This is a genomic window from Flavobacterium sp. ABG (genome assembly GCF_001027725.1).
Taxonomy (GTDB): domain Bacteria; phylum Bacteroidota; class Bacteroidia; order Flavobacteriales; family Flavobacteriaceae; genus Flavobacterium; species Flavobacterium cupriresistens.
Genome location: NZ_LEKS01000006.1, coordinates 109,286 through 128,873 on the forward strand (window position 1 = coordinate 109,286; position 19,588 = coordinate 128,873).

Here is a 19,588-nt window from a genome sequence, read left to right on the forward strand (position 1 = left end):
TTAACACACCTAGTGGCCAAAATCTACATATTTACTCTTTACCTTTTGTAGATTTCTCATCAAAAAATAAAATACACTGGAAATAGTTTTGAACTTTTCTAAAAAATGCTGTGTTTTAAATTGTTTCTCCTCCTGAAATTAAAATTTTTAAGTTCCAACCTGTTTTTTATACTAAAATTTTACATTTTATATGTAAAATTGATTTTATGGTTTTAAATTATAACTGAAATTAGCTTTTGTGTTTTTCAATTGTAACCATTACTGCATCTTTGCCTTATCAAAATAAAATTTATAAAATAAAAAGATATAGTTATGTGTGGAATTGTATGTGCCTTTGATCTGAAGCAAAAAGCAGAAAGTTTAAGACCTCAAGTTTTAGAAATGTCTAAAATCATCCGTCACCGTGGACCGGACTGGAGTGGTATTTATAGCAACGATAAAGCAATTTTATCTCATGAGCGTTTGGCAATTGTAGATCCGGCTTCGGGGAAACAACCTTTGTTTACAGCAGATAAAAAATTGGTTTTGGCAGCAAACGGTGAAATCTATAACCACAGAGAATTACGCAAACAATTTGAAGGAAAATACGACTTTCAAACCGAAAGTGACTGCGAAGTTATTTTAGCACTTTATCAAGAAAAAGGCCCTCATTTTATTGACGAAATGAACGGAATCTTCGGATTTGCAATTTATGATGTAGACAAAGATGAGTACTTTATCGCTCGTGATCATATGGGAATTATTCCGTTATACATTGGTTGGGATCAGGATGGAACTTTTTATGTAGCATCAGAATTGAAAGCGTTAGAAGGGTACTGTACAAAAATTGAATTGTTTCCTCCGGGACATTATATGACTAGTAAAGACGGTGAATTTGTGCAATGGTACAAAAGAGACTGGACGGACTACGATGCGGTAAAAGACAACGAAACAAGTATTCCTGAAATTAAAAAAGCATTGGAAGCAGCCGTTCACAGACAACTGATGAGTGATGTTCCTTACGGAGTTTTACTTTCCGGAGGTTTAGATTCTTCTATTACTTCAGCAGTAGCTAAAAAATATGCACAAAAACGTATTGAGTCAGACGATACTACTGATGCCTGGTACCCACAATTACATTCTTTTTCAGTTGGACTGGAAGGTTCACCTGATTTGGCAGCTGCGAGAGTTGTTGCAGATCATATCGGAACTATTCACCATGAAATTAAGTTTACAATTCAGGAAGGCTTAGATGCAGTTCGTGATGTGATTTATAACCTGGAAACGTATGATGTAACTACAGTGCGAGCATCGACTCCAATGTGGTTGATGGCGAGAGTTATTAAATCAATGGGGATCAAAATGGTCCTTTCGGGAGAAGGAGCTGATGAATTGTTTGGAGGTTATTTATACTTTCATAAAGCACCAAACGCAAGAGAATTTCACGAAGAAAACGTACGCAAATTAGGGAAACTACATATGTACGATTGTTTACGTGCCAACAAAAGTTTGGCAGCTTGGGGAATCGAAGGACGTGTACCATTTTTAGATAAAGAATTTATGGATGTTGCCATGCGCATCAACCCACAAGATAAAATGATCAACAAAGAACACCCAATGGAAAAATGGGTGGTTCGTAAAGCTTTTGAAGAAATGTTACCGGAGAGTGTGGCGTGGAGGCAAAAAGAACAATTTTCTGATGGAGTAGGATACAGCTGGATTGATACTTTGAAAGAAGTAGTAGCAAGAGAAGTTTCAGATGAACAATTGGCAAATGCCAGATTTAAATTTCCGTTGCAGACGCCAACTTCAAAAGAAGAATATTACTACCGTTCTATTTTTGCAGAACACTTCCCAAGTGATGCAGCAGCATTATGCGTACCTCAGGAAGCCAGTGTAGCTTGTAGTACCAAAATCGCTTTGGAGTGGGATGAGGCTTTCAAAAACATGAATGATCCATCAGGAAGAGCTGTTGCCAGCGTTCATGATGATGCCTACGCTAAAGCATAAAGGGGTTTTGTTTATTAATTAGTATCAGGAAAGACGTTCTTAATTGTAAGGACGTTTTCTTGGTTTAGGATAATAAATTGTATTATTTCAGCTACTTGAGATAATAATTTGGGAATTATTTAACTTTCTTTTTTATATTTGACATTACTCAAGAGAGTGATGTAAGTTTAATTTAGAAAGTGGCATAAAATGAGGTTTATGTTTACTTTGAATAACATTTAGAAATAAAAAAAAGAATAGTATGTCCGGAATATTAGCTGTTATCGGTAAAGGAAAAGATCCCCAGCTCGTTAGAGCGCTTTCTGAAAGAATGTCGCACCGTGGTCCTGATGAAAGAGGTTATCAGATCATGGAAAATGGAAGCATTATTTGTCACGAGAGTTTGTCGATTATAGATCTTAATTCAGGGAAACAACCTATTCAGGGGACTAATAAAGCCTGGATGGTGCACGATGGTGAAATTTATAATTACCAGGAATTAAGAAATGGAATTTTGAAAGACCACACTTTCAGAACAAAATCAGACTCAGAAGTGATCGTGCATTTGTACGAAGAGTATGGATATGATTTTTGTAATAAATTAGATGGTGACTGGACTTTCGTAATCGTTGATGGTGATGATTATATTGCCGGTAGAGACCCATTGGGAGTAAAACCGTTGTATTATGGTTTGGACGAAAGAGGAAGAATTTACTTTTCTTCAGAAATGAAACCAATTGCAGATCAATGCAAAACATTTTCAACTTTCCCTCCGGGGCATTATTATACTCCAAAAACAGGTTTTGTAAAATATTACCGTCCGGAGTATGAGGATTATGAAAAAGCAGGTCAGGATCTTGAATTGTCTTTGATCAGAGAAAGTCTTACAGCAGCGGTGAGTAAACGTTTGATGAGTGAAGTGCCTATTGGAGCATTGCTTTCCGGTGGTTTGGATTCTTCTTTAATTGCGGCCATTACTTCCCGACTGAAAGCCGACAAAGGGAAAAAACTGAAAACTTTTTCAATTGCTTTAGATGCAAATGCACCCGATGCTATTGCTGCCAGAAAAGCGGCTGAATTTCTGGGAACAGACCATCATGAAGTCCATTTTTCAGTGGCAGAAGGAATTGGACTTTTAGAAAAAATAATTTTTCATATCGAAACCTATGATATCATATCGGTTAGAGCCAGTGTGCCTATGTACCTGTTGTCTAAAGCGATTGCCGACAAAGGAGTAAAAGCAATTCTTTCCGGAGAAGGTGCTGATGAAATCTTTGGAGGACATTTGTATTTCAGAAATGCTCCATCAACAGAAGAATTTCAAAAGGAAAGTATCGAGAGAGTCCAAAAATTATTTACGGCCGATTTATTGCGTGCCGATAAATCGACAATGGCAAATGGTTTAGAAACAAGAATTCCGTTTTTAGACCGAAACTTTCTGGATGTTACGATGTTGATTAAACCCGAAGAAAAACAGCCTAAAACATACGAGGGAATCGAAAAATACATCTTAAGAAAAGCATTTGATACCCCGGAAACGCCTTATTTGCCATCGGATATTTTATGGCGCCAAAAAGAACAATTCTCGGATGGTGTGGGGTATAACTGGATTGATGAATTAATCGAATATTGTGCGACTCAGGTTTCTGATCAGCAATTAGAGGGAGCAAATACAGAGTTTCCGTATAATTCTCCTACTACCAAAGAAGCCTATTTGTACCGTTCCATTTTTCATAAATATTATCCACAGGTTAGTGCGGCGCAAACCGTTCGAAAATGGATACCGAAATGGCAGGAAAATCAAGATCCAAGCGGGCGTGCAAATGCAGCCCATTTAAAGGCAGCTGTTGCAACAACAAACTCCGGCGCAGCAGTGTAATTTTAAAATTTAATAGAGTAGAAAATAAAATTCAAATCCCAATTGAATTTCGATAATTTCAGAAAATCCGAGACGACATTTTAACTGTTTGTTTCGGATTTTTTTATTAAAGTGGATTTTAAATTATTCATTTTGTATTTGAAAAGCACTATATTTGATAAAGTCATAAAAGAATAGTTTACTTTATAATTGAATAAAATATGAAAAAATTAGTGCTTGGGGGAATTTTGTATTGCTCATTGGGTGTAATGAGTTCTGTTTACGCTCAGAAAAAAGAACAGCCTAAATACATTACAAATGTAGAAGGGGTAAAGGAATATGCTTTAAATAACGGATTAAAGGTTCTTTTAATTCCGGACGCTTCACAAAGTAATATGATTGTAAATATCGTTTACAAAGTGGGGTCGATTAATGAAGGATACGGCGAAAAAGGAATGGCGCATTTGTTGGAGCACATGCTTTTTAAGAGTACTAAAAATTTGGGAGACATAAAAAAAATGCTTTCCGATAAAGGAGGAAATGCAAACGGAACGACCTGGTTTGACCGAACCAATTATTATGAAGTTTTTCCTTCCAGTGATGCAAACCTGAAATGGAGTCTCGAGATGGAGGCCGACCGAATGATTAATTCGACAATTTTACAAGCAGATTTAGACAAAGAATTTTCTGTTGTTAGAAATGAATTTGAAATAGGTGAAAATAATCCCGATGCAGTTTTACAAGAAAGAATCCTGTCCACAGCTTATTTATGGCATAACTACGGAAATAGTACTATTGGAAGTAAAGAAGATATTGAACGTGTAAAAGCAAATACATTAAGAGTTTTTTACGAAAAGTATTATCAGCCTGATAATGCAGTTTTGGTTATTGCAGGTAAGTTTGATGAGCAGAAAGCATTAGAATATATTGGACAGTATTTTGCTGTGATCCCAAAACCGAAAAGAGTTTTGGCTAAGCCTTACACACTCGAACCGGCTCAGGACGGAGAAAAATTTGTAGAACTAAAAAGAGCAGGTGAAAGCAAAAATGTAGGAGCAGTGTATCATACCGCACCATATGCAGATAAAGATTATGCTGCAATTGATGCGTTGGCTGAAATTTTAACGGCAGATCCATCAGGTTATCTGTATAAATCTTTGGTAGAAACGCGTAAAGTTTCAAGTATCTACACTTGGCAGCCTACCGTAAAAGATGCAAGTTTTATGTATTTTGGAGTTGCAGTGCCAAACGATAAAGATATTAAAGAGACCGAAAATATCGTAAGAGCAGAGTTGGATAAAATTACAACTACAAAATATACAGATGAAGATGTAAACAGAGCTAAAGCAAAATTAATTAAACAAATTGAAAGTGTAAAAAACAATACTATTTCGTTTGCAGTTGGTCTGACAGAAATTATTGGAGCAGGAGATTACAGACTTGGTTTTATTTATAGAGATGCGGTTGAAAAACTGACAAAGGAAGATATACAAAGAGTAGCAGAAAAATACTTTAAAAGTAACAACAGAACAATAGGGATATTTATTCCGTCAAAAGACGAACAAAGACTGAAAGCGGTAGAATATACCGACGAACAATTGGTTGCTTTAACGAAAGACTACAAAGGAAAAGCGATCGAAAAAGAAGCCGCTCCATTTGAAGCATCCATAAAAAATTTAAAGCAAAATCTTGTTGAAGGCAAATTAAGTAATGGTGCAAAATACGGATTGGTTAAAAAAGAAATAAAAGGAGGCAAGGTTCAGGCGAGTTTTAAATTCTATGTAAGTAATGAGAAGGATTTAGAGGGTAAAGCAGATGTTGGTGGAATTTTGGCACAATTGCTTAAAACAGGTACTAAAACCAGAACAAAAGAGCAAATTCAAGATCAATTAGATCAATTGAAGTCTAGTGTGAATTTTGGTTTCTCAGAACAGGTTTTATCGGTTAATATTAATACCTACAAAGAGAATTTTAAAGATGTAATGGCGATATTAGGTGATTTACTGGTTAATTCTACCTTTCCTGAAAATGAGCTGCAAAAGACAATTACAGAGTACAATACCTACTTAGAATCCAATCTTAATGATCCTCAGGCGATAGCCTTTAATGAAATTTCAAGATTAACGGCTAAATACCCGAAAGGAAATATCTTCTACACGGCAACAATTCAAGAACAAATAGATGCGTTTAAAAAGATAAAACAATCCGAGTTAGTAGACTTTTACCAAAACATTTTAGGAGCAAATAATGGGGTAGGTTGTGTTATTGGAGATTTGGATACTAAAACTACAGTCGAAATTCTTGAAAATACTTTTGGAAAGTGGAATTCGAAATCTAAATACGAACGTGCCAAACCAACTTATTTTGATAGTCAGAAAGTAGATAAAGACTATATTACTCCGGATAAAGAAAATGCTGTGGCAACTGGAAAAATCAGCTTGAAAATGGATCGAAAAAGTCCGGATTATCCAGCCTTTATTATGGTGAATGAAATCATTGGAAGTGGTGGCTTTTTGACGGCAAGAATCCCAATGCGATTAAGAGAAAAAGAAGGGATTAGTTATGGAGCTGGTTCATTTATCAATGTACCAGTTGATAATGATGTTGCTTTTTGGGAATATTATGCTTTTCTAAATCCAACTAAAAAAGGAGCGGTTGAAGCGGCTACAAAAGAAGAAATCACAAAAGCATTAAAAGACGGATTTACGGAGGAGGAATTGAAAACAAACTTAGTAAGCTGGCAGAATGGAAGAAAAACCAGATTAGGAAGCGATGATACTTTGATGGGGCTTGTGAATACACATCTTATTTACGGAATCCCATTGGAAGATTACGATGATTTAGAAAGCAAAGTTAAAGCATTGAAAATTCAGGAAGTAAATACGGTATTGAAAAAGTATATCAGTCTGGATAAAATGACTTCTATTTATGTAGGGGACTTTACTAAAAAATAAATTTCAAAACCTCAAATTCCAAATTCCAAATTTTGGGTGGATTTGAAACATTTTTTAAAATCCGAAACAACATTTTAAATGTCTGTTTCGGATTTTCTATTTCAAAATTGGAATTTGGAATTTTAAAAAATTGCCTTTTTAATAAAAAGAGGTTGCTTTTTTGGAATTTAGAATTTATTTTTTGGAATTTATCACAATTGTGTTGATAACTTACACGCTTTAAATCGTAATTTAACGGATATATAATTTGCGTTTTTATATATTTGCGTGTTAGACAATAATTACATTTTTTAGAATAAATTATATGAGCGAAGAAATCAAGAAGAACAATTATTCAGCAGATAGTATTCAGGCATTAGAAGGAATGGAGCACGTAAGAATGCGTCCATCGATGTATATTGGAGATGTAGGAGTTCGAGGGCTACACCATTTGGTTTATGAGGTTGTTGATAACTCGATTGATGAGGCGATGGGAGGACATTGTGATACCATTGGTGTTGCAATAAATGAAGACGGTTCGGTAACAGTTGAAGATAACGGTCGTGGTATTCCGGTCGATTTGCACAAAAAAGAAGGAGTTTCTGCACTTGAGGTTGTAATGACCAAAATTGGTGCCGGAGGTAAATTTGATAAAGATTCATATAAGGTTTCAGGAGGTTTGCACGGAGTTGGTGTTTCGGTTGTAAATGCCCTTTCGATTCATATGAAATCAACTGTATTCAGAGAAGGAAAAATCTATGAGCAGGAGTATGAAAGAGGAAAATCAATGTATCCGGTAAAACAAATCGGAGAGACAGATAAGAGAGGTACACGCCAGACTTTTTACCCTGATAATACTATTTTTACTCAGACAACAGAGTTCTCTTATGATACATTGTCGGCTCGTATGCGTGAGCTTTCTTTCCTGAATAAAGGAATCACCATTACTTTCACCGATAAAAGAGAAGTTGACAAAGACGGGAATTTCAGAAGTGAAGTTTTTCATTCAACAGAAGGTTTGAAAGAATATATCCGTTATTTAGACGGTAACCGTGAGCCAATTATTTCTCACGTAATCAGCATGGATCACGATAAAGGTGAAATTCCGGTTGAGGTGGCTTTAATTTACAATACAAGTTATACTGAGAATATATTTTCTTATGTAAATAATATCAATACTCACGAAGGAGGTACGCATTTACAAGGTTTTAGAAGTGGTTTGACAAGAACCCTTAAAAAATACGCAGATGCTTCCGGAATGTTGGATAAATTGAAATTCGAAATTGCGGGAGATGACTTCCGTGAGGGATTAACAGCTATTATTTCGGTAAAAGTTGCAGAACCACAATTCGAAGGACAAACCAAAACCAAACTTGGAAATAGAGAGGTAGTTTCTCCGGTTTCTCAAGCCGTTGGAGAAATGCTGGAGAATTATTTGGAAGAAAATCCAAATGATGCAAGAGTAATTATCCAAAAAGTAATTTTGGCTGCTCAAGCCCGTCACGCTGCTAAAAAAGCACGTGAAATGGTGCAACGTAAAACCGTTATGGGTGGCGGTGGATTACCGGGAAAATTATCAGATTGTTCGGAGCAGGATCCTGCAAGATGTGAGGTTTACCTTGTCGAGGGAGATTCGGCTGGTGGAACAGCAAAACAAGGTCGTGATCGTAACTTTCAGGCGATTTTACCATTACGTGGTAAGATTCTGAATGTAGAGAAAGCGATGCATCATAAAGTATTCGAAAACGAAGAGATTCGTAATATTTTTACTGCTTTGGGAGTTACTGTTGGTACAGCAGAAGATAGTAAAGCATTAAATCTTGAAAAACTAAGATACCACAAAGTAATCATCATGTGTGATGCGGATGTCGATGGTAGTCACATTTCTACCTTAATATTAACGTTCTTCTTCCGTTTCATGAAAGAATTGATCGAAGAAGGTCACGTTTATATCGCAGCACCACCTTTATACTTAGTTAAAAAAGGAAATAAGAAAGAATACGCATGGAATGATGTTCAACGTGATCAGGCCAACGAAAGAATGGGAGGAAGTGCTGCTATTCAACGTTATAAAGGTCTTGGAGAGATGAACGCGGAGCAATTATGGGAAACAACCATGGATCCAAGTTTCAGAACTTTACGTCAGGTAACAATCGACAGTCTTGCAGAAGCAGATCGAGTTTTTTCTATGTTAATGGGGGATGAAGTACCGCCACGTAGAGAGTTTATCGAGAAAAACGCTGTTTATGCAAATATTGACGCATAAAATAAAAGTTTAATAGGTCAATTCGTTTAATTGTTTAAATTTACTAAACGATTAAACGAATTGTCAATTTAAAGACATACAAATTAATTAATAACCGATAAAGTATAAAATATGAAAGTTACCATTGTAGGAGCAGGAAATGTTGGAGCTACATGTGCAGATGTTATTTCTTATAGAGGAATTGCTAGTGAAGTAGTATTGTTGGATATTAAAGAAGGCTTTGCTGAAGGAAAGGCATTAGATATCACGCAATGCGCTACAAATACAGGGTTTAATACCAAAGTTTCAGGTGTAACCAATGATTATTCTAAAACTGCCGGGAGTGATGTAGTAGTAATTACATCCGGAATTCCAAGAAAACCAGGAATGACCCGCGAAGAATTAATAGGCATAAATGCAGGGATTGTAAAAACAGTTGCTGAGAATGTATTAAAACATTCACCAAATACAATTATTGTTGTGGTTTCTAATCCAATGGACACAATGACTTATTTGGCTTTAAAATCTACCGGATTACCAAAAAACAGAATTATAGGTATGGGTGGAGCTTTAGATAGTTCACGTTTCAGAACGTATCTTTCTTTGGCTTTAGACAAACCGGCAAATGATATTTCAGCTATGGTTATAGGTGGTCATGGTGATACAACTATGATTCCTTTAACGCGTTTGGCATCTTATAACGGAATTCCGGTTAGCGAATTTCTTTCTGAAGAAGTGTTAGCGAAAGTGGCTGCAGATACGATGGTAGGAGGAGCAACTCTTACAGGTCTTTTAGGAACTTCAGCGTGGTATGCGCCGGGAGCTTCTGTAGCGTATCTTGTGGATAGCATTTTAAACGATCAGAAGAAAATGATTGCTTGTTCTGTTTTTGTAGAAGGAGAATATGGGCAAAATGATATCTGTATCGGAGTACCTTGTATAATTGGTAAAAATGGAATTGAAGAAATTTTGGATATCCAGTTAAACGAAGCAGAAAAAGCTTTATTTGCTAAAAGTGCTGATGCAGTTAGAGGGATGAATGACGCTCTAAAATCGATTTTAGTATAATGATTTTGATAAAAAAAAGATAAGGCTGCACTTTTGCAGTCTTTTTTTTGAGATTAATTAATAAATAAATTGGTTAATCTTTTCGTAAATTATATATTTGCTCGGTTTAAAAAAAATGTTGTAATTCGTGATCTAGTTTTTTAGTTTTAAAAAAATCATGTCAGGGCTTATTCTATAGGACTTTAAAACAAAAACAAACAATAAAACTTAATTAATTTTTAGTAATAATGCAGAATAAAGGACTTATTAAATTTTTCGCAATTCTATTTGCGTTGGTAAGTATTTACCAACTTTCGTTCACTTACGTGGCAAGCAATGTCAAAAGTGAGGCCAAAGCTTTTGCAGGAGATAATCCTGATAAAGAGCTAAAATATTTAGATTCTATTGGTAAAGTAAAGGTACTGAATCTTGGATTTACGGATTTTACTTATGATGAAGTAAAAAACAAACAAATCAATAAAGGTCTTGACTTAGAAGGAGGAATCAACGTTATTCTTCAAATTTCTATTAAAGATGTTTTGAAAGGATTAGCCAACAATTCTAAAAATCCGGTATTTAATAAATCATTGGCTGATGCGACTGCAAATTTAGAAGGTAACAAAAGTTATTTAGATAAATTTTTTGAGGCTTTTGATGCAAATTCAAGCGGAACAACAAAATTAGCTTCTCCTGAAATCTTTGCTAACAGAAACTTGCAAGGTGAAGGCGGAATTGCTTTTGAAATGTCTGATGCTCAAGCTAAGAAAGTAATTAGAAAAAAAGTAGATGAGTCTATCGAAAGTGCTTACAAAGTATTGAGAGAGCGTATCGATAAATTTGGTGTTACACAACCAAACATCCAAAAATTAGGTGCTACAGGAAGAATCTTAGTAGAGCTTCCAGGTGCTAAAGATGTGGATAGAATTAAAAAATTATTAGGTGGAAAAGCTCAATTAGAGTTTTGGGAAACGTATAAGATTGAAGAAATCGGAAACTTTTTAGTAGCAACTAACGAAGCTTTAAAAAAGACTGAAATCAAAAAAACAGAAACTAAAACAGTTGCTAAAGATTCATTGAACGCTTTATTGACTGACACACAAGATTCAACTAAAGCTAAAAAAGGAAACGACCCATTATTTGACAAAATTGTTGGACAAGGTGGTGGACCGGTTTTAGGTTATTTTGCTCCAAAAGATACAGCAACAATCAATGCTTATTTTAAAAGACCGGAAATCAGAATTTTATTGGCTGCTGATCAACATTATGCAAAATTTGTTTGGAGTAAACCAACTACAATAAAAGATGCAAAAGCAAAAGATGTTGAAGTAGTTGAATTATACGCTTTAAAAGGAAACAGAGACAATGTACCAGCTATGAACGGTGGTCTTGTAACAGATGCGAAAGATACATTTGACCAAATGGGTAAGCCAGCTGTTTCTATGCAAATGAACAGCCAAGGTGCTAAAGTTTGGGAAGAATTAACAGGTAGAGCTTTTTCTCAAAAAAGTTATATTGCTATTGTTTTAGATAATATCGTGTATTCTGCGCCAGGTGTTACTAGTGGTCCAATTGCAGGTGGAAGATCTGAAATTACAGGTTCTTTTGACGTAGCTGAAACTAAAGATTTAGCAAACGTATTAAATGCAGGTAAATTACCGGCTTCTGCAGATATTATTCAATCAACTGTTGTAGGACCATCTTTAGGTCAGGCTGCAATTGATGCAGGAACAATCTCTTCTGTATTAGGATTTTTATTAGTTTGTTTATGGATGGTATTCTATTATGGTAAAGCAGGTTGGTATGCTAATCTTGCCTTATTATTAAACTTACTTTTCTTATTCGGAATTATGGCAAGTTTTGGTTTTGTATTAACATTACCAGGTATCGCTGGTATCGTATTAACATTAGGTACGGCGGTAGATGCGAACATTATTATATTTGAAAGAGCAAAAGAAGAATTACGTGAAGGTAAATCATTGTCTGAAGCAGTTGTTGCTTCTTACGGATGGCACGGAGCAATGCGTTCTATCATTGATGCAAACGTAACGCACGTTTTAACTGGAGCAATCTTGTTTATTTTTGGAACAGGACCAATTAAAGGTTTTGCTTTAACATTACTTATTGGTATCGTAACTTCTATGTTTACGTCAATCTTTATTGCGAGAATCTTTATTGATAGAAACATTGCAGGTAAAGGAGATTTAACTTTCTCTACTAATATTACTAAAAACTGGTTTACTAATTTCCACTTTGATTTTATCAAAATTAAAAAATTCACTTACATCTTCTCTTCAATTGTTGTTGTAGTGAGTTTGGTTTCTATCTTTTTCGTTAACGGATTAGATGAAGGTGTTGATTTTGTTGGAGGAAGAACTTTCCAGGTTAAATTTGAAAAACCAATTGATGCTACTGTAGTTTCAGATGAATTATCTGCTGCTTTCGGAACTCCGGTTGAAGCTAAAATTTTAGGAGACGACGATCAGTTGAAAATCACAACTAAATACAAAATCCAACAAGATGGAGTAGCGGTTGATGAGGAAGTAAATCAAATTTTATACAAAGCGTTAGCAAAATACTATCCTAATACTTCTTATGATAAATTTACTAACACTTACGATGGTAAAAAAGTAGGAGTATTACAAGCTTCTAAAGTTGGAGCTTCTATCTCTGAGGATATTAAAACGAACTCTTACTGGGCAGTTTTAGGTGCTATGGCAGCGATATTCTTATACTTAATGGTATCATTCCGTAAATGGCAATATTCATTAGGTGCGATTGCAGCTGTTGCGCATGACGTTATCTTTGTATTAGGAATCTACTCTTTATGTTATAAATTCATGCCATTCCACATGGAAATGGATCAGCACTTTATCGCTGCGATTCTTACGGTAATCGGTTACTCTATGAATGATACTGTAATTGTATTTGACAGAATTAGAGAGTTCATCATCGGAAACCGTAAAGGTAGTTTTGAAGATATTGTAAACGCTTCTATTAATACTACATTGTCAAGAACATTGAATACGTCATTAATGATGATCATTGTATTGTTAACGATGTTTATTTTTGGTGGAGAGTCAATTAGAGGATTTATCTTCGCGATGTTGGTTGGTATTGTAGTAGGAACTTATTCTTCACTATTTATTGCTACACCGGTATTAGTTGATACTATTTCGAGTGATGACAAACACAATATCGAAGACAAGCATAATAAAGCAGAATAATTAAGTTTTATATAAAAAAAAGGATTCAACGAAAGTTGGATCCTTTTTTTTTGTGCTATATTTAAATTTATAAATGTAATTTATGAGTAGAACTTTACTATTGGGTTTGTTGGTTTTTTTAGTTGTCTTCAGGATGAGTGGACAAGAGCGTGAGGGTAATTTGAGGGTCGGGTTTAATTATGGTTTTGGAAGTGAATTAAAAAATAGGAATTACACTTTCACCAATCATTTTTATAAGGCACAATTGTATTACCGGTTAAAAGAGGCAAAACATTTTCAATACGAAGTTTTGGTTCAGCCCGAAGTTAATTTTGGAACGCACCAATTGCTGAATTTCTATTTTGTTAAACCGGAGGAGCCTGATTATTTGGAAAAACGTGCTGCCTATACGAAATTAAAAAACATTAACGAATATGTGTTGAACATTGGTTTTTTGATCCGAAAGCCAATAAATAAAAGTCTTTCCGTTTATTTTTTAGGAAGTATTGGTCCGATGATCACAGACACAGAAACAGAGCGTATGTCTGAAGGATTTGCTTTTGCCGATGTGTTAGCGCTTGGTTTTTCGGTGAAGGCGCAAAGATTCCATTTTGATGTGCGTCCAAGTATCAGGCATGTTTCTAATGCAGGTCTAGGAAGCTCAAATGCGGGCTATAATACAAAAAATATTGAGTTTGGAGTTTCGTATTCTCTTGGGAAGGATTAAAGTTTTAGAACTTGATTTCAATGAGTATTAAGTTGCTTATTTTTCTACCTTATGATTTTCCGCACAATTTTTGGCGCTTGATCCTTTTTCGGTAAGTGTCGCAAAGTAAATCTAAAATGAACTTACATCACTTATATGGTTTAAATGTTTTCCAGCTTTTGCCCCTGAACCTATAAACACAAAAAAGCGAGGCTGTTTCATTTGTATTGAAACAGCCTCGCTTGTATTTTTAACTTTATTGTAATTAAGAAGTCGCTAAAGGATTTCTTTGTGCTCTGATAATAAAGTATAGTCCAACAATAATAAATGGAATACTTAGCCATTGTCCTGTTGAGAACAGACCAAGTTCTTCTTCGATTCCGCCTTGGCTTTCTTTTACGTACTCAACAACAAAGCGAACCACAAATAATAATACTAAAAATAGTCCAAACAGATAACCTGATTTAAGTCTTGCATTTGTTTTCCAGTACAAGAAAAATAAGATTGCAAACACAAAAATATAACAAAAGCCTTCATATAATTGTGTCGGGTGTTTTGCTGGTACTTGTGCTAACAAATCGGCAAATTTTGGATCTGCTACGATAGCATTATAAGCTTCTTTAGGGTTTTGTATACTGGTCGCATTTACAGCTTCTGCTTTGCTGAATTGATCGTGAAGAAAACGAATTCCAAATGGAGAAGTAGTCTCGTGTCCGATGATTTCAGAATTGAAAAAATTTCCTAAACGAACAAAAATTGCACCACTGGCAACCGGTATTACAACTCGGTCTAAGATCCATAATAAAGGACGTTTTAAAACTACTTTGCTGAAATAATACATGGCCACAATGATGGCAATTGCAGCGCCGTGACTTGCTAATCCCTGGAATCCTGTAAATTCAAACTTTGGTTCAAATCTAAAAGGCAGAAAGATTTCAAGTAAATGATTTCTGAAATATTCCCAATCATAAAATAAAACATGACCTAAACGTGCACCGATTAAAGTGGCTAAAACAGTCCATACAAATAAAGAATCTAATTTGTCGATCGGTTCGTTTTCGCGTTCGAAAATCTTTTTCATTAAGTACCATCCTAGTCCAAAAGCGATTACGAACATTAAACTGTAATAACGAATCATAAAAAATCCTAAATCGATTCCTTCTGAAGGATTCCAAATGATGTTTAAGGCATGTGTCATATGTTGAATTGTTTTTTTTGTGTTGTAAAAATAAATATTTATAACAGAGTAAGTCTTTATTAAAAGTTAATGTTTGTGCAAACATTTCTTTTCGGGAACAGGATCGTAACCGGTTTTTCCCCAAGGATGACAACTCAAAATACGTTTAATTCCGAGGTAACCACCATAAAATAATCCATGCATCTGCAGCGCCTGAATCATATAACTGGAACAGGTTGGCTCAAATCTGCAACTTGCCGGTGTAAAGGGCGAAATAGCATTTTGATAAAAACGCACTAATAAAACAAATGGAGTGATTACTTTCATGGTTTATTAGAAATTGAATGTTTACAAGGAAAAACTGGTGCCTTCTTTTCCGTCTTTTAATTGAATGCCAAGTTCGATTAACTGGTCACGAATCTGGTCAGAAAGGGCAAAGTTTTTATCTGCTCTGGCCTGATTTCTCATTCCGATAAGCATATTTACAACACCGTCTAATTTGTCATTATTACCCTCTGCTTTTTCGTCAATCAAACCTAAAACATCAAAAACAAAAGCATTGATGGCAGCGATAAAGATTGCTAAATCGTCTTTAGAAATAGTTTCTTTTCCTTCTTTTAATAAGTTGATGTAACGAACAGCTTCAAATAGTTGTGCGATTAAGATAGGCGTGTTAAAATCATCATTCATGGCATCATAACACAACTGTTTCCAAGATGTAATATCGATAGAACTTGTTGCGCTTGAAGTGATTGCCGGTAAAGCGTTAACGGCTTCCATTAATCTTTTATACCCTTTTTCTGCGGCAACAATAGCATCGTCAGAAAAATCTAAAATACTTCTGTAATGCGCCTGTAACATAAAGAAACGGGTCACAGAAGCCGAAAAGGCTTTACTTAGAATGTTGTTGTCTCCACTTAGTATTTCACCCGGTAAAATGTTATTTCCGGTTGATTTCGCCATTTTTTTACCATTTAGGGTAAGCATGTTGGCATGCATCCAGTAATTAACCGGAGAGTGACCTGTACAAGCTTCATTTTGTGCAATTTCACATTCATGGTGCGGGAATTTTAAATCCATTCCACCTCCGTGAATGTCAAAATGATTGCCCAGATATTTGGTGCTCATGGCTGTACATTCAAGATGCCAACCTGGGAAACCATCACTCCATGGAGACGGCCATCTCATGACATGTTCCGGTTCTGCTTTTTTCCAAAGCGCAAAATCCTGTGGGTTTCTTTTGTCAGACTGCCCGTCAAGATCACGTGTATTAGCAAGCATATCTTCGATGTTTCTGCCGCTTAATATGCCGTAATTTTTGGTTTCGTTATATTTAACAACATCAAAATAAACCGATCCGTTAGATTCGTATCCGATTCCGGTAGCGATTATTTTTTTGATGACTTCAATTTGCTCAATAAGGTGTCCTGTAGCAGTTGGTTCAATGCTTGGCGGCAGAAAGTTAAATGATCTTAAAATATCATGAAAATCTACTGTATAGCGTTGTACAATTTCCATTGGTTCAACTTGCTCTAAACGTGCTTTTTTGGCAATTTTATCTTCACCTTCATCCACATCATCCACAATATGTCCAACATCGGTAATGTTTCTTACGTAGCGCACTTTGTATTCCAGATGTGAAAAATATCTGAAAATAATGTCAAAAGACATAAAGGTTCTAACATTGCCCAAATGTACATTGCTATAAACCGTAGGTCCGCAAACATACATTCCAACATTTCCTATATGAATAGGGTTGAAACTTTCTTTTTCACCCGAAAGTGAGTTGTATATTTTTAGAGGTTGACTTGTGTATAGAGGCATAATGTTATTTTGTTTAATCGTTTAACTGTTAAAGTGTTAATTCGTTTAATCCGGATTGGTCAATTTTATTCTTTTGAAAGATACTATTTTTTTAGATTATTTATCTGATTGCAAATTTTTTCAAGTTTTTCGCGGCATTGAATATATTCTTCTTCCGAAACGTAACCTAAATCTTTTGAAAGAATCAAATGATTTAAAGTTTCCATTGCTGATGCGTATGAAATTGTCAAAAAACGAGCTTTCTCTTTACTTGTATCTCTTGATGTTCCTTCTGCAATGTTGGTAGCGATTGACGAAGTACTTCTTCTTATTTGAGATGTAATTCCAAATAATTCATTTGATGGAAATTTACTAGTTAATTTGTAAATATCCAAAGTAAAAATTCGTGAGTTTTGCCAAACTTCTAACTTTTCAAATGAAAAAACGTACATTGGTTTTAGTTTAGTCGTTTAATTGTTGATTTGTTTAATCGGTTAAACAGTTAAACAAATCAACAATTAACCTAGAATTGAGTTTCTAATTTTATGTAATCAAGAAATTCTCTTTTGGTTTGCGGATCTTTGAATTTTCCACCAAATTCTGAGGTTACGGTACTGCTTTCGATATCTTTGATTCCTCTTGAATTAACGCAAAGGTGTTTGGCATCGATCACGCAGGCAACATCTTCTGTACCAAGAGCTTTTTGTAATTCCTGAACAATTTGCATGGTTAGACGTTCCTGAACCTGAGGTCTTTTGGCATAATATTCAACAATTCGGTTCATTTTAGATAAACCAATAACTCTTCCGCTCGAAATATAAGCAACATGAGCTCTTCCGATGATGGGTAATAAATGGTGTTCGCAGGTAGAATAAACGGTAATGTTTTTTTCAACTAACATTTCACCGTATTTGTAATTATTATCAAAAGTAGAAGCTTTTGGTTGTTTGGAAGGATTAAGACCACCAAAAATTTCTTTTACAAACATCTTAGCAACTCGGTTTGGAGTACCTTTTATGCTGTCGTCCGTCAAATCCATTCCAAGCGTTTGCAGAATGTTTTCGACATCTTTTTTTATTTTTTCTATTTTTTCATCGTCACTTAAGTCAAAAGCGTCCTTTCTAAGAGGGTTTTGCGCATTACTGCTAAAGTGATTGTCACCCATTTCGTCTAAAAAATCTTCGTTATTTATCATTAAAAACTACTATTATATGTGGTAAATCTTTTTAAGGCGGTAAAGATAATTAATAAAAAGCAAACCTTTTCTATCGTTTTTATTATTTAGTGCCTACTTTTTGGATATCGTTTAAATTAAAATCAAAGAGCGCTTTATTTAAAATACAAAAGACAATAACTTTAAGCTGTTATTGTCTTTTGCGATTGATGTTATTGGAGTGGTATTATTTTCTACTGTTATAAACTAAAAGAGCTTCTTTAAGAACATTTACGGCACTAATTAAGTCTTTTTTGTTCAGGACATAGGCAATTCTAACCTGATTCAGTCCCATTCCGGGAGTAGAATAAAAACCTGCGGCAGGAGCGACCATTACGGTTTCTCCATTCAAATCATAACTTTCCAAAAGCCATTGTGCAAAATCATCAGCATTATCAATTGGTAATTGAGCAATACAGTAAAAAGCACCTTTAGGTTTGGTTACAATTACGCCTTCTATTTTGTTTAATTCTGTAATCAAAGTATCACGACGCTCTTTGTATTCTGAAATAACCTCGTCAAAATAACTCTGAGGAGTGTCTATAGCAGCTTCACAGGCAATCTGTTCGATCGTCGGAGGGCTTAGTCTTGCTTGAGCAAATTTCATTACAGTTGCCAAAACTTCTTTGTTTTTGGTAACCAGACAACCAATTCTTGCGCCACACATACTGTAACGTTTAGAAACAGAATCGACCATAATTACATTTTGTTGTACGTCATCTAAATTCATTACCGAGTAATGAACATCATCTGTATCGTACAGAAATTCACGATAAACCTCGTCGGCGATTAAGTATAAGTCGTATTTTTTAATCAAACCGGCCAGTTGTTTAATTTCTGATTCGGAGTATAGATATCCTGTTGGATTCCCCGGATTACAGATTAAGATGGCCTTTGTTTTTGGTGTGATTAATTTTTCAACCGTTTCAATACTTGGCAATGCAAATGCCGTTTCGATAGTCGAGATAACAGGAACCACAGTAGCACTGGTTGATGATGCAAAGGCATGATAATTTGCATAAAAAGGTTCCGGAATGATAATCTCATCTCCCGGATCTGTTATGGTGGCCAACGCAAACAATAAGGCTTCAGAACCACCGGTAGTGATAATGATATCTTCAGAGTTGACATTTACATTTTGGCGTTGGTAAAACTGTGCTAATTTTTTTCTATAACTTTCATAGCCGGCAGACGGGCTGTATTCTATAATAGTTAAGTCAATATTTTTTACCGCCTGGATGGCTACTTCGGGTGTCTTGATATCCGGTTGACCAATGTTTAAATGATACACTTTATGTCCTTTTTGCTTTGCAATATCTGCATAAGGAGCAAGTTTACGTATCGGTGATTCGGGCATATTGATGCCTTTTTGCGAAATTGTTGGCATGAGCTATTTGTATTGAAGTGCAAATTTGCATTTTTTTTTCGAATTTAA

Annotated in this window: 13 protein-coding genes; 7 read left to right on the plus strand and 6 right to left on the minus strand. The window is 35.2% G+C overall.

Translation table 11 applies throughout. The features are described from left to right. Positions 1-312: 312 nt before the first annotated feature. The 7 genes from asnB (AB674_RS08150) (at position 313) to AB674_RS08180 (ending at position 13,981) form a co-directional block, all read left to right on the plus strand. On the plus strand, positions 313-1,989 hold the full coding sequence (gene asnB, locus AB674_RS08150) for an asparagine synthase B (RefSeq protein WP_047775528.1): 1,677 nt from the start codon (positions 313-315) through the stop codon (positions 1,987-1,989). Positions 1,990-2,230: 241 nt separating this feature from the next. Further along, positions 2,231-3,847, plus strand: a complete 1,617-nt coding sequence (gene asnB, locus AB674_RS08155; RefSeq protein ID WP_047775533.1) for an asparagine synthase B — start codon at positions 2,231-2,233, stop codon at positions 3,845-3,847. 200 nt (positions 3,848-4,047) lie between these two features. Continuing rightward, positions 4,048-6,780 (plus strand): M16 family metallopeptidase, encoded by a 2,733-nt coding sequence (locus tag AB674_RS08160; protein WP_047775534.1) that lies wholly within the window; start codon positions 4,048-4,050, stop codon positions 6,778-6,780. A gap of 304 nt (positions 6,781-7,084) precedes the next feature. Continuing rightward, a complete protein-coding gene (gyrB, locus tag AB674_RS08165; protein ID WP_047775536.1) occupies positions 7,085-9,025 on the plus strand; it encodes a DNA topoisomerase (ATP-hydrolyzing) subunit B in 1,941 nt (646 codons plus the stop codon). Between the two features lie 111 nt (positions 9,026-9,136). Next, positions 9,137-10,072: a malate dehydrogenase gene (gene mdh, locus AB674_RS08170; RefSeq protein ID WP_047775537.1), complete on the plus strand. Its 936-nt coding sequence runs from the start codon at positions 9,137-9,139 to the stop codon at positions 10,070-10,072. Positions 10,073-10,299: 227 nt separating this feature from the next. Next, complete coding sequence (secDF, locus tag AB674_RS08175) at positions 10,300-13,275, plus strand: protein translocase subunit SecDF (RefSeq protein WP_047775538.1); 2,976 nt, start codon at positions 10,300-10,302, stop codon at positions 13,273-13,275. Positions 13,276-13,357: 82 nt separating this feature from the next. Continuing rightward, complete coding sequence (locus AB674_RS08180; protein WP_047775539.1) at positions 13,358-13,981, plus strand: acyloxyacyl hydrolase; 624 nt, start codon at positions 13,358-13,360, stop codon at positions 13,979-13,981. Between the two features lie 244 nt (positions 13,982-14,225). Here AB674_RS08180 and lgt read toward each other — a convergent pair whose 3' ends face one another. From lgt to AB674_RS08210, 6 genes are all read right to left on the minus strand, one after another. Beyond that, positions 14,226-15,158: a prolipoprotein diacylglyceryl transferase gene (gene lgt / locus AB674_RS08185; protein ID WP_047775540.1), complete on the minus strand. Its 933-nt coding sequence runs from the start codon at positions 15,156-15,158 to the stop codon at positions 14,226-14,228. 66 nt (positions 15,159-15,224) lie between these two features. Beyond that, on the minus strand, positions 15,225-15,464 hold the full coding sequence (gene yidD / locus AB674_RS08190; RefSeq protein WP_047775542.1) for a membrane protein insertion efficiency factor YidD: 240 nt from the start codon (positions 15,462-15,464) through the stop codon (positions 15,225-15,227). A 21-nt stretch (positions 15,465-15,485) separates the two neighbouring features. Further along, entirely contained in the window at positions 15,486-16,961 is a 1,476-nt protein-coding gene (gene cysS / locus AB674_RS08195; RefSeq protein WP_047775543.1) for a cysteine--tRNA ligase, read from the minus strand. 83 nt (positions 16,962-17,044) lie between these two features. Next, a complete protein-coding gene (locus tag AB674_RS08200) occupies positions 17,045-17,392 on the minus strand; it encodes a four helix bundle protein (RefSeq protein ID WP_047775545.1) in 348 nt (115 codons plus the stop codon). A gap of 71 nt (positions 17,393-17,463) precedes the next feature. Further along, positions 17,464-18,135 carry a GTP cyclohydrolase I FolE gene (folE, locus tag AB674_RS08205; protein WP_047775547.1) on the minus strand — a complete coding sequence of 224 codons (672 nt, stop codon included), beginning with the start codon at positions 18,133-18,135 and terminating at the stop codon, positions 17,464-17,466. Between the two features lie 205 nt (positions 18,136-18,340). After that, positions 18,341-19,540, minus strand: coding sequence for a pyridoxal phosphate-dependent aminotransferase (locus AB674_RS08210; protein ID WP_047775548.1), 1,200 nt, complete (start codon positions 19,538-19,540; stop codon positions 18,341-18,343). Between the last annotated feature and the right edge of the window lie 48 nt (positions 19,541-19,588).

What these genes read in the sequence shown, in the direction of transcription:
- asnB (WP_047775528.1), top strand. Translation starts at nt 313, where the DNA reads ATGTGTGGAATTGTATGTGCCTTTGATCTGAAGCAAAAAGCAGAAAGT.
- asnB (WP_047775533.1), top strand. Translation starts at nt 2,231, where the DNA reads ATGTCCGGAATATTAGCTGTTATCGGTAAAGGAAAAGATCCCCAGCTC.
- AB674_RS08160 (WP_047775534.1), top strand. Translation starts at nt 4,048, where the DNA reads ATGAAAAAATTAGTGCTTGGGGGAATTTTGTATTGCTCATTGGGTGTA.
- gyrB (WP_047775536.1), top strand. Translation starts at nt 7,085, where the DNA reads ATGAGCGAAGAAATCAAGAAGAACAATTATTCAGCAGATAGTATTCAG.
- mdh (WP_047775537.1), top strand. Translation starts at nt 9,137, where the DNA reads ATGAAAGTTACCATTGTAGGAGCAGGAAATGTTGGAGCTACATGTGCA.
- secDF (WP_047775538.1), top strand. Translation starts at nt 10,300, where the DNA reads ATGCAGAATAAAGGACTTATTAAATTTTTCGCAATTCTATTTGCGTTG.
- AB674_RS08180 (WP_047775539.1), top strand. Translation starts at nt 13,358, where the DNA reads ATGAGTAGAACTTTACTATTGGGTTTGTTGGTTTTTTTAGTTGTCTTC.
- lgt (WP_047775540.1), bottom strand. Translation starts at nt 15,158, where the DNA reads ATGACACATGCCTTAAACATCATTTGGAATCCTTCAGAAGGAATCGAT.
- yidD (WP_047775542.1), bottom strand. Translation starts at nt 15,464, where the DNA reads ATGAAAGTAATCACTCCATTTGTTTTATTAGTGCGTTTTTATCAAAAT.
- cysS (WP_047775543.1), bottom strand. Translation starts at nt 16,961, where the DNA reads ATGCCTCTATACACAAGTCAACCTCTAAAAATATACAACTCACTTTCG.
- AB674_RS08200 (WP_047775545.1), bottom strand. Translation starts at nt 17,392, where the DNA reads ATGTACGTTTTTTCATTTGAAAAGTTAGAAGTTTGGCAAAACTCACGA.
- folE (WP_047775547.1), bottom strand. Translation starts at nt 18,135, where the DNA reads ATGATAAATAACGAAGATTTTTTAGACGAAATGGGTGACAATCACTTT.
- AB674_RS08210 (WP_047775548.1), bottom strand. Translation starts at nt 19,540, where the DNA reads ATGCCAACAATTTCGCAAAAAGGCATCAATATGCCCGAATCACCGATA.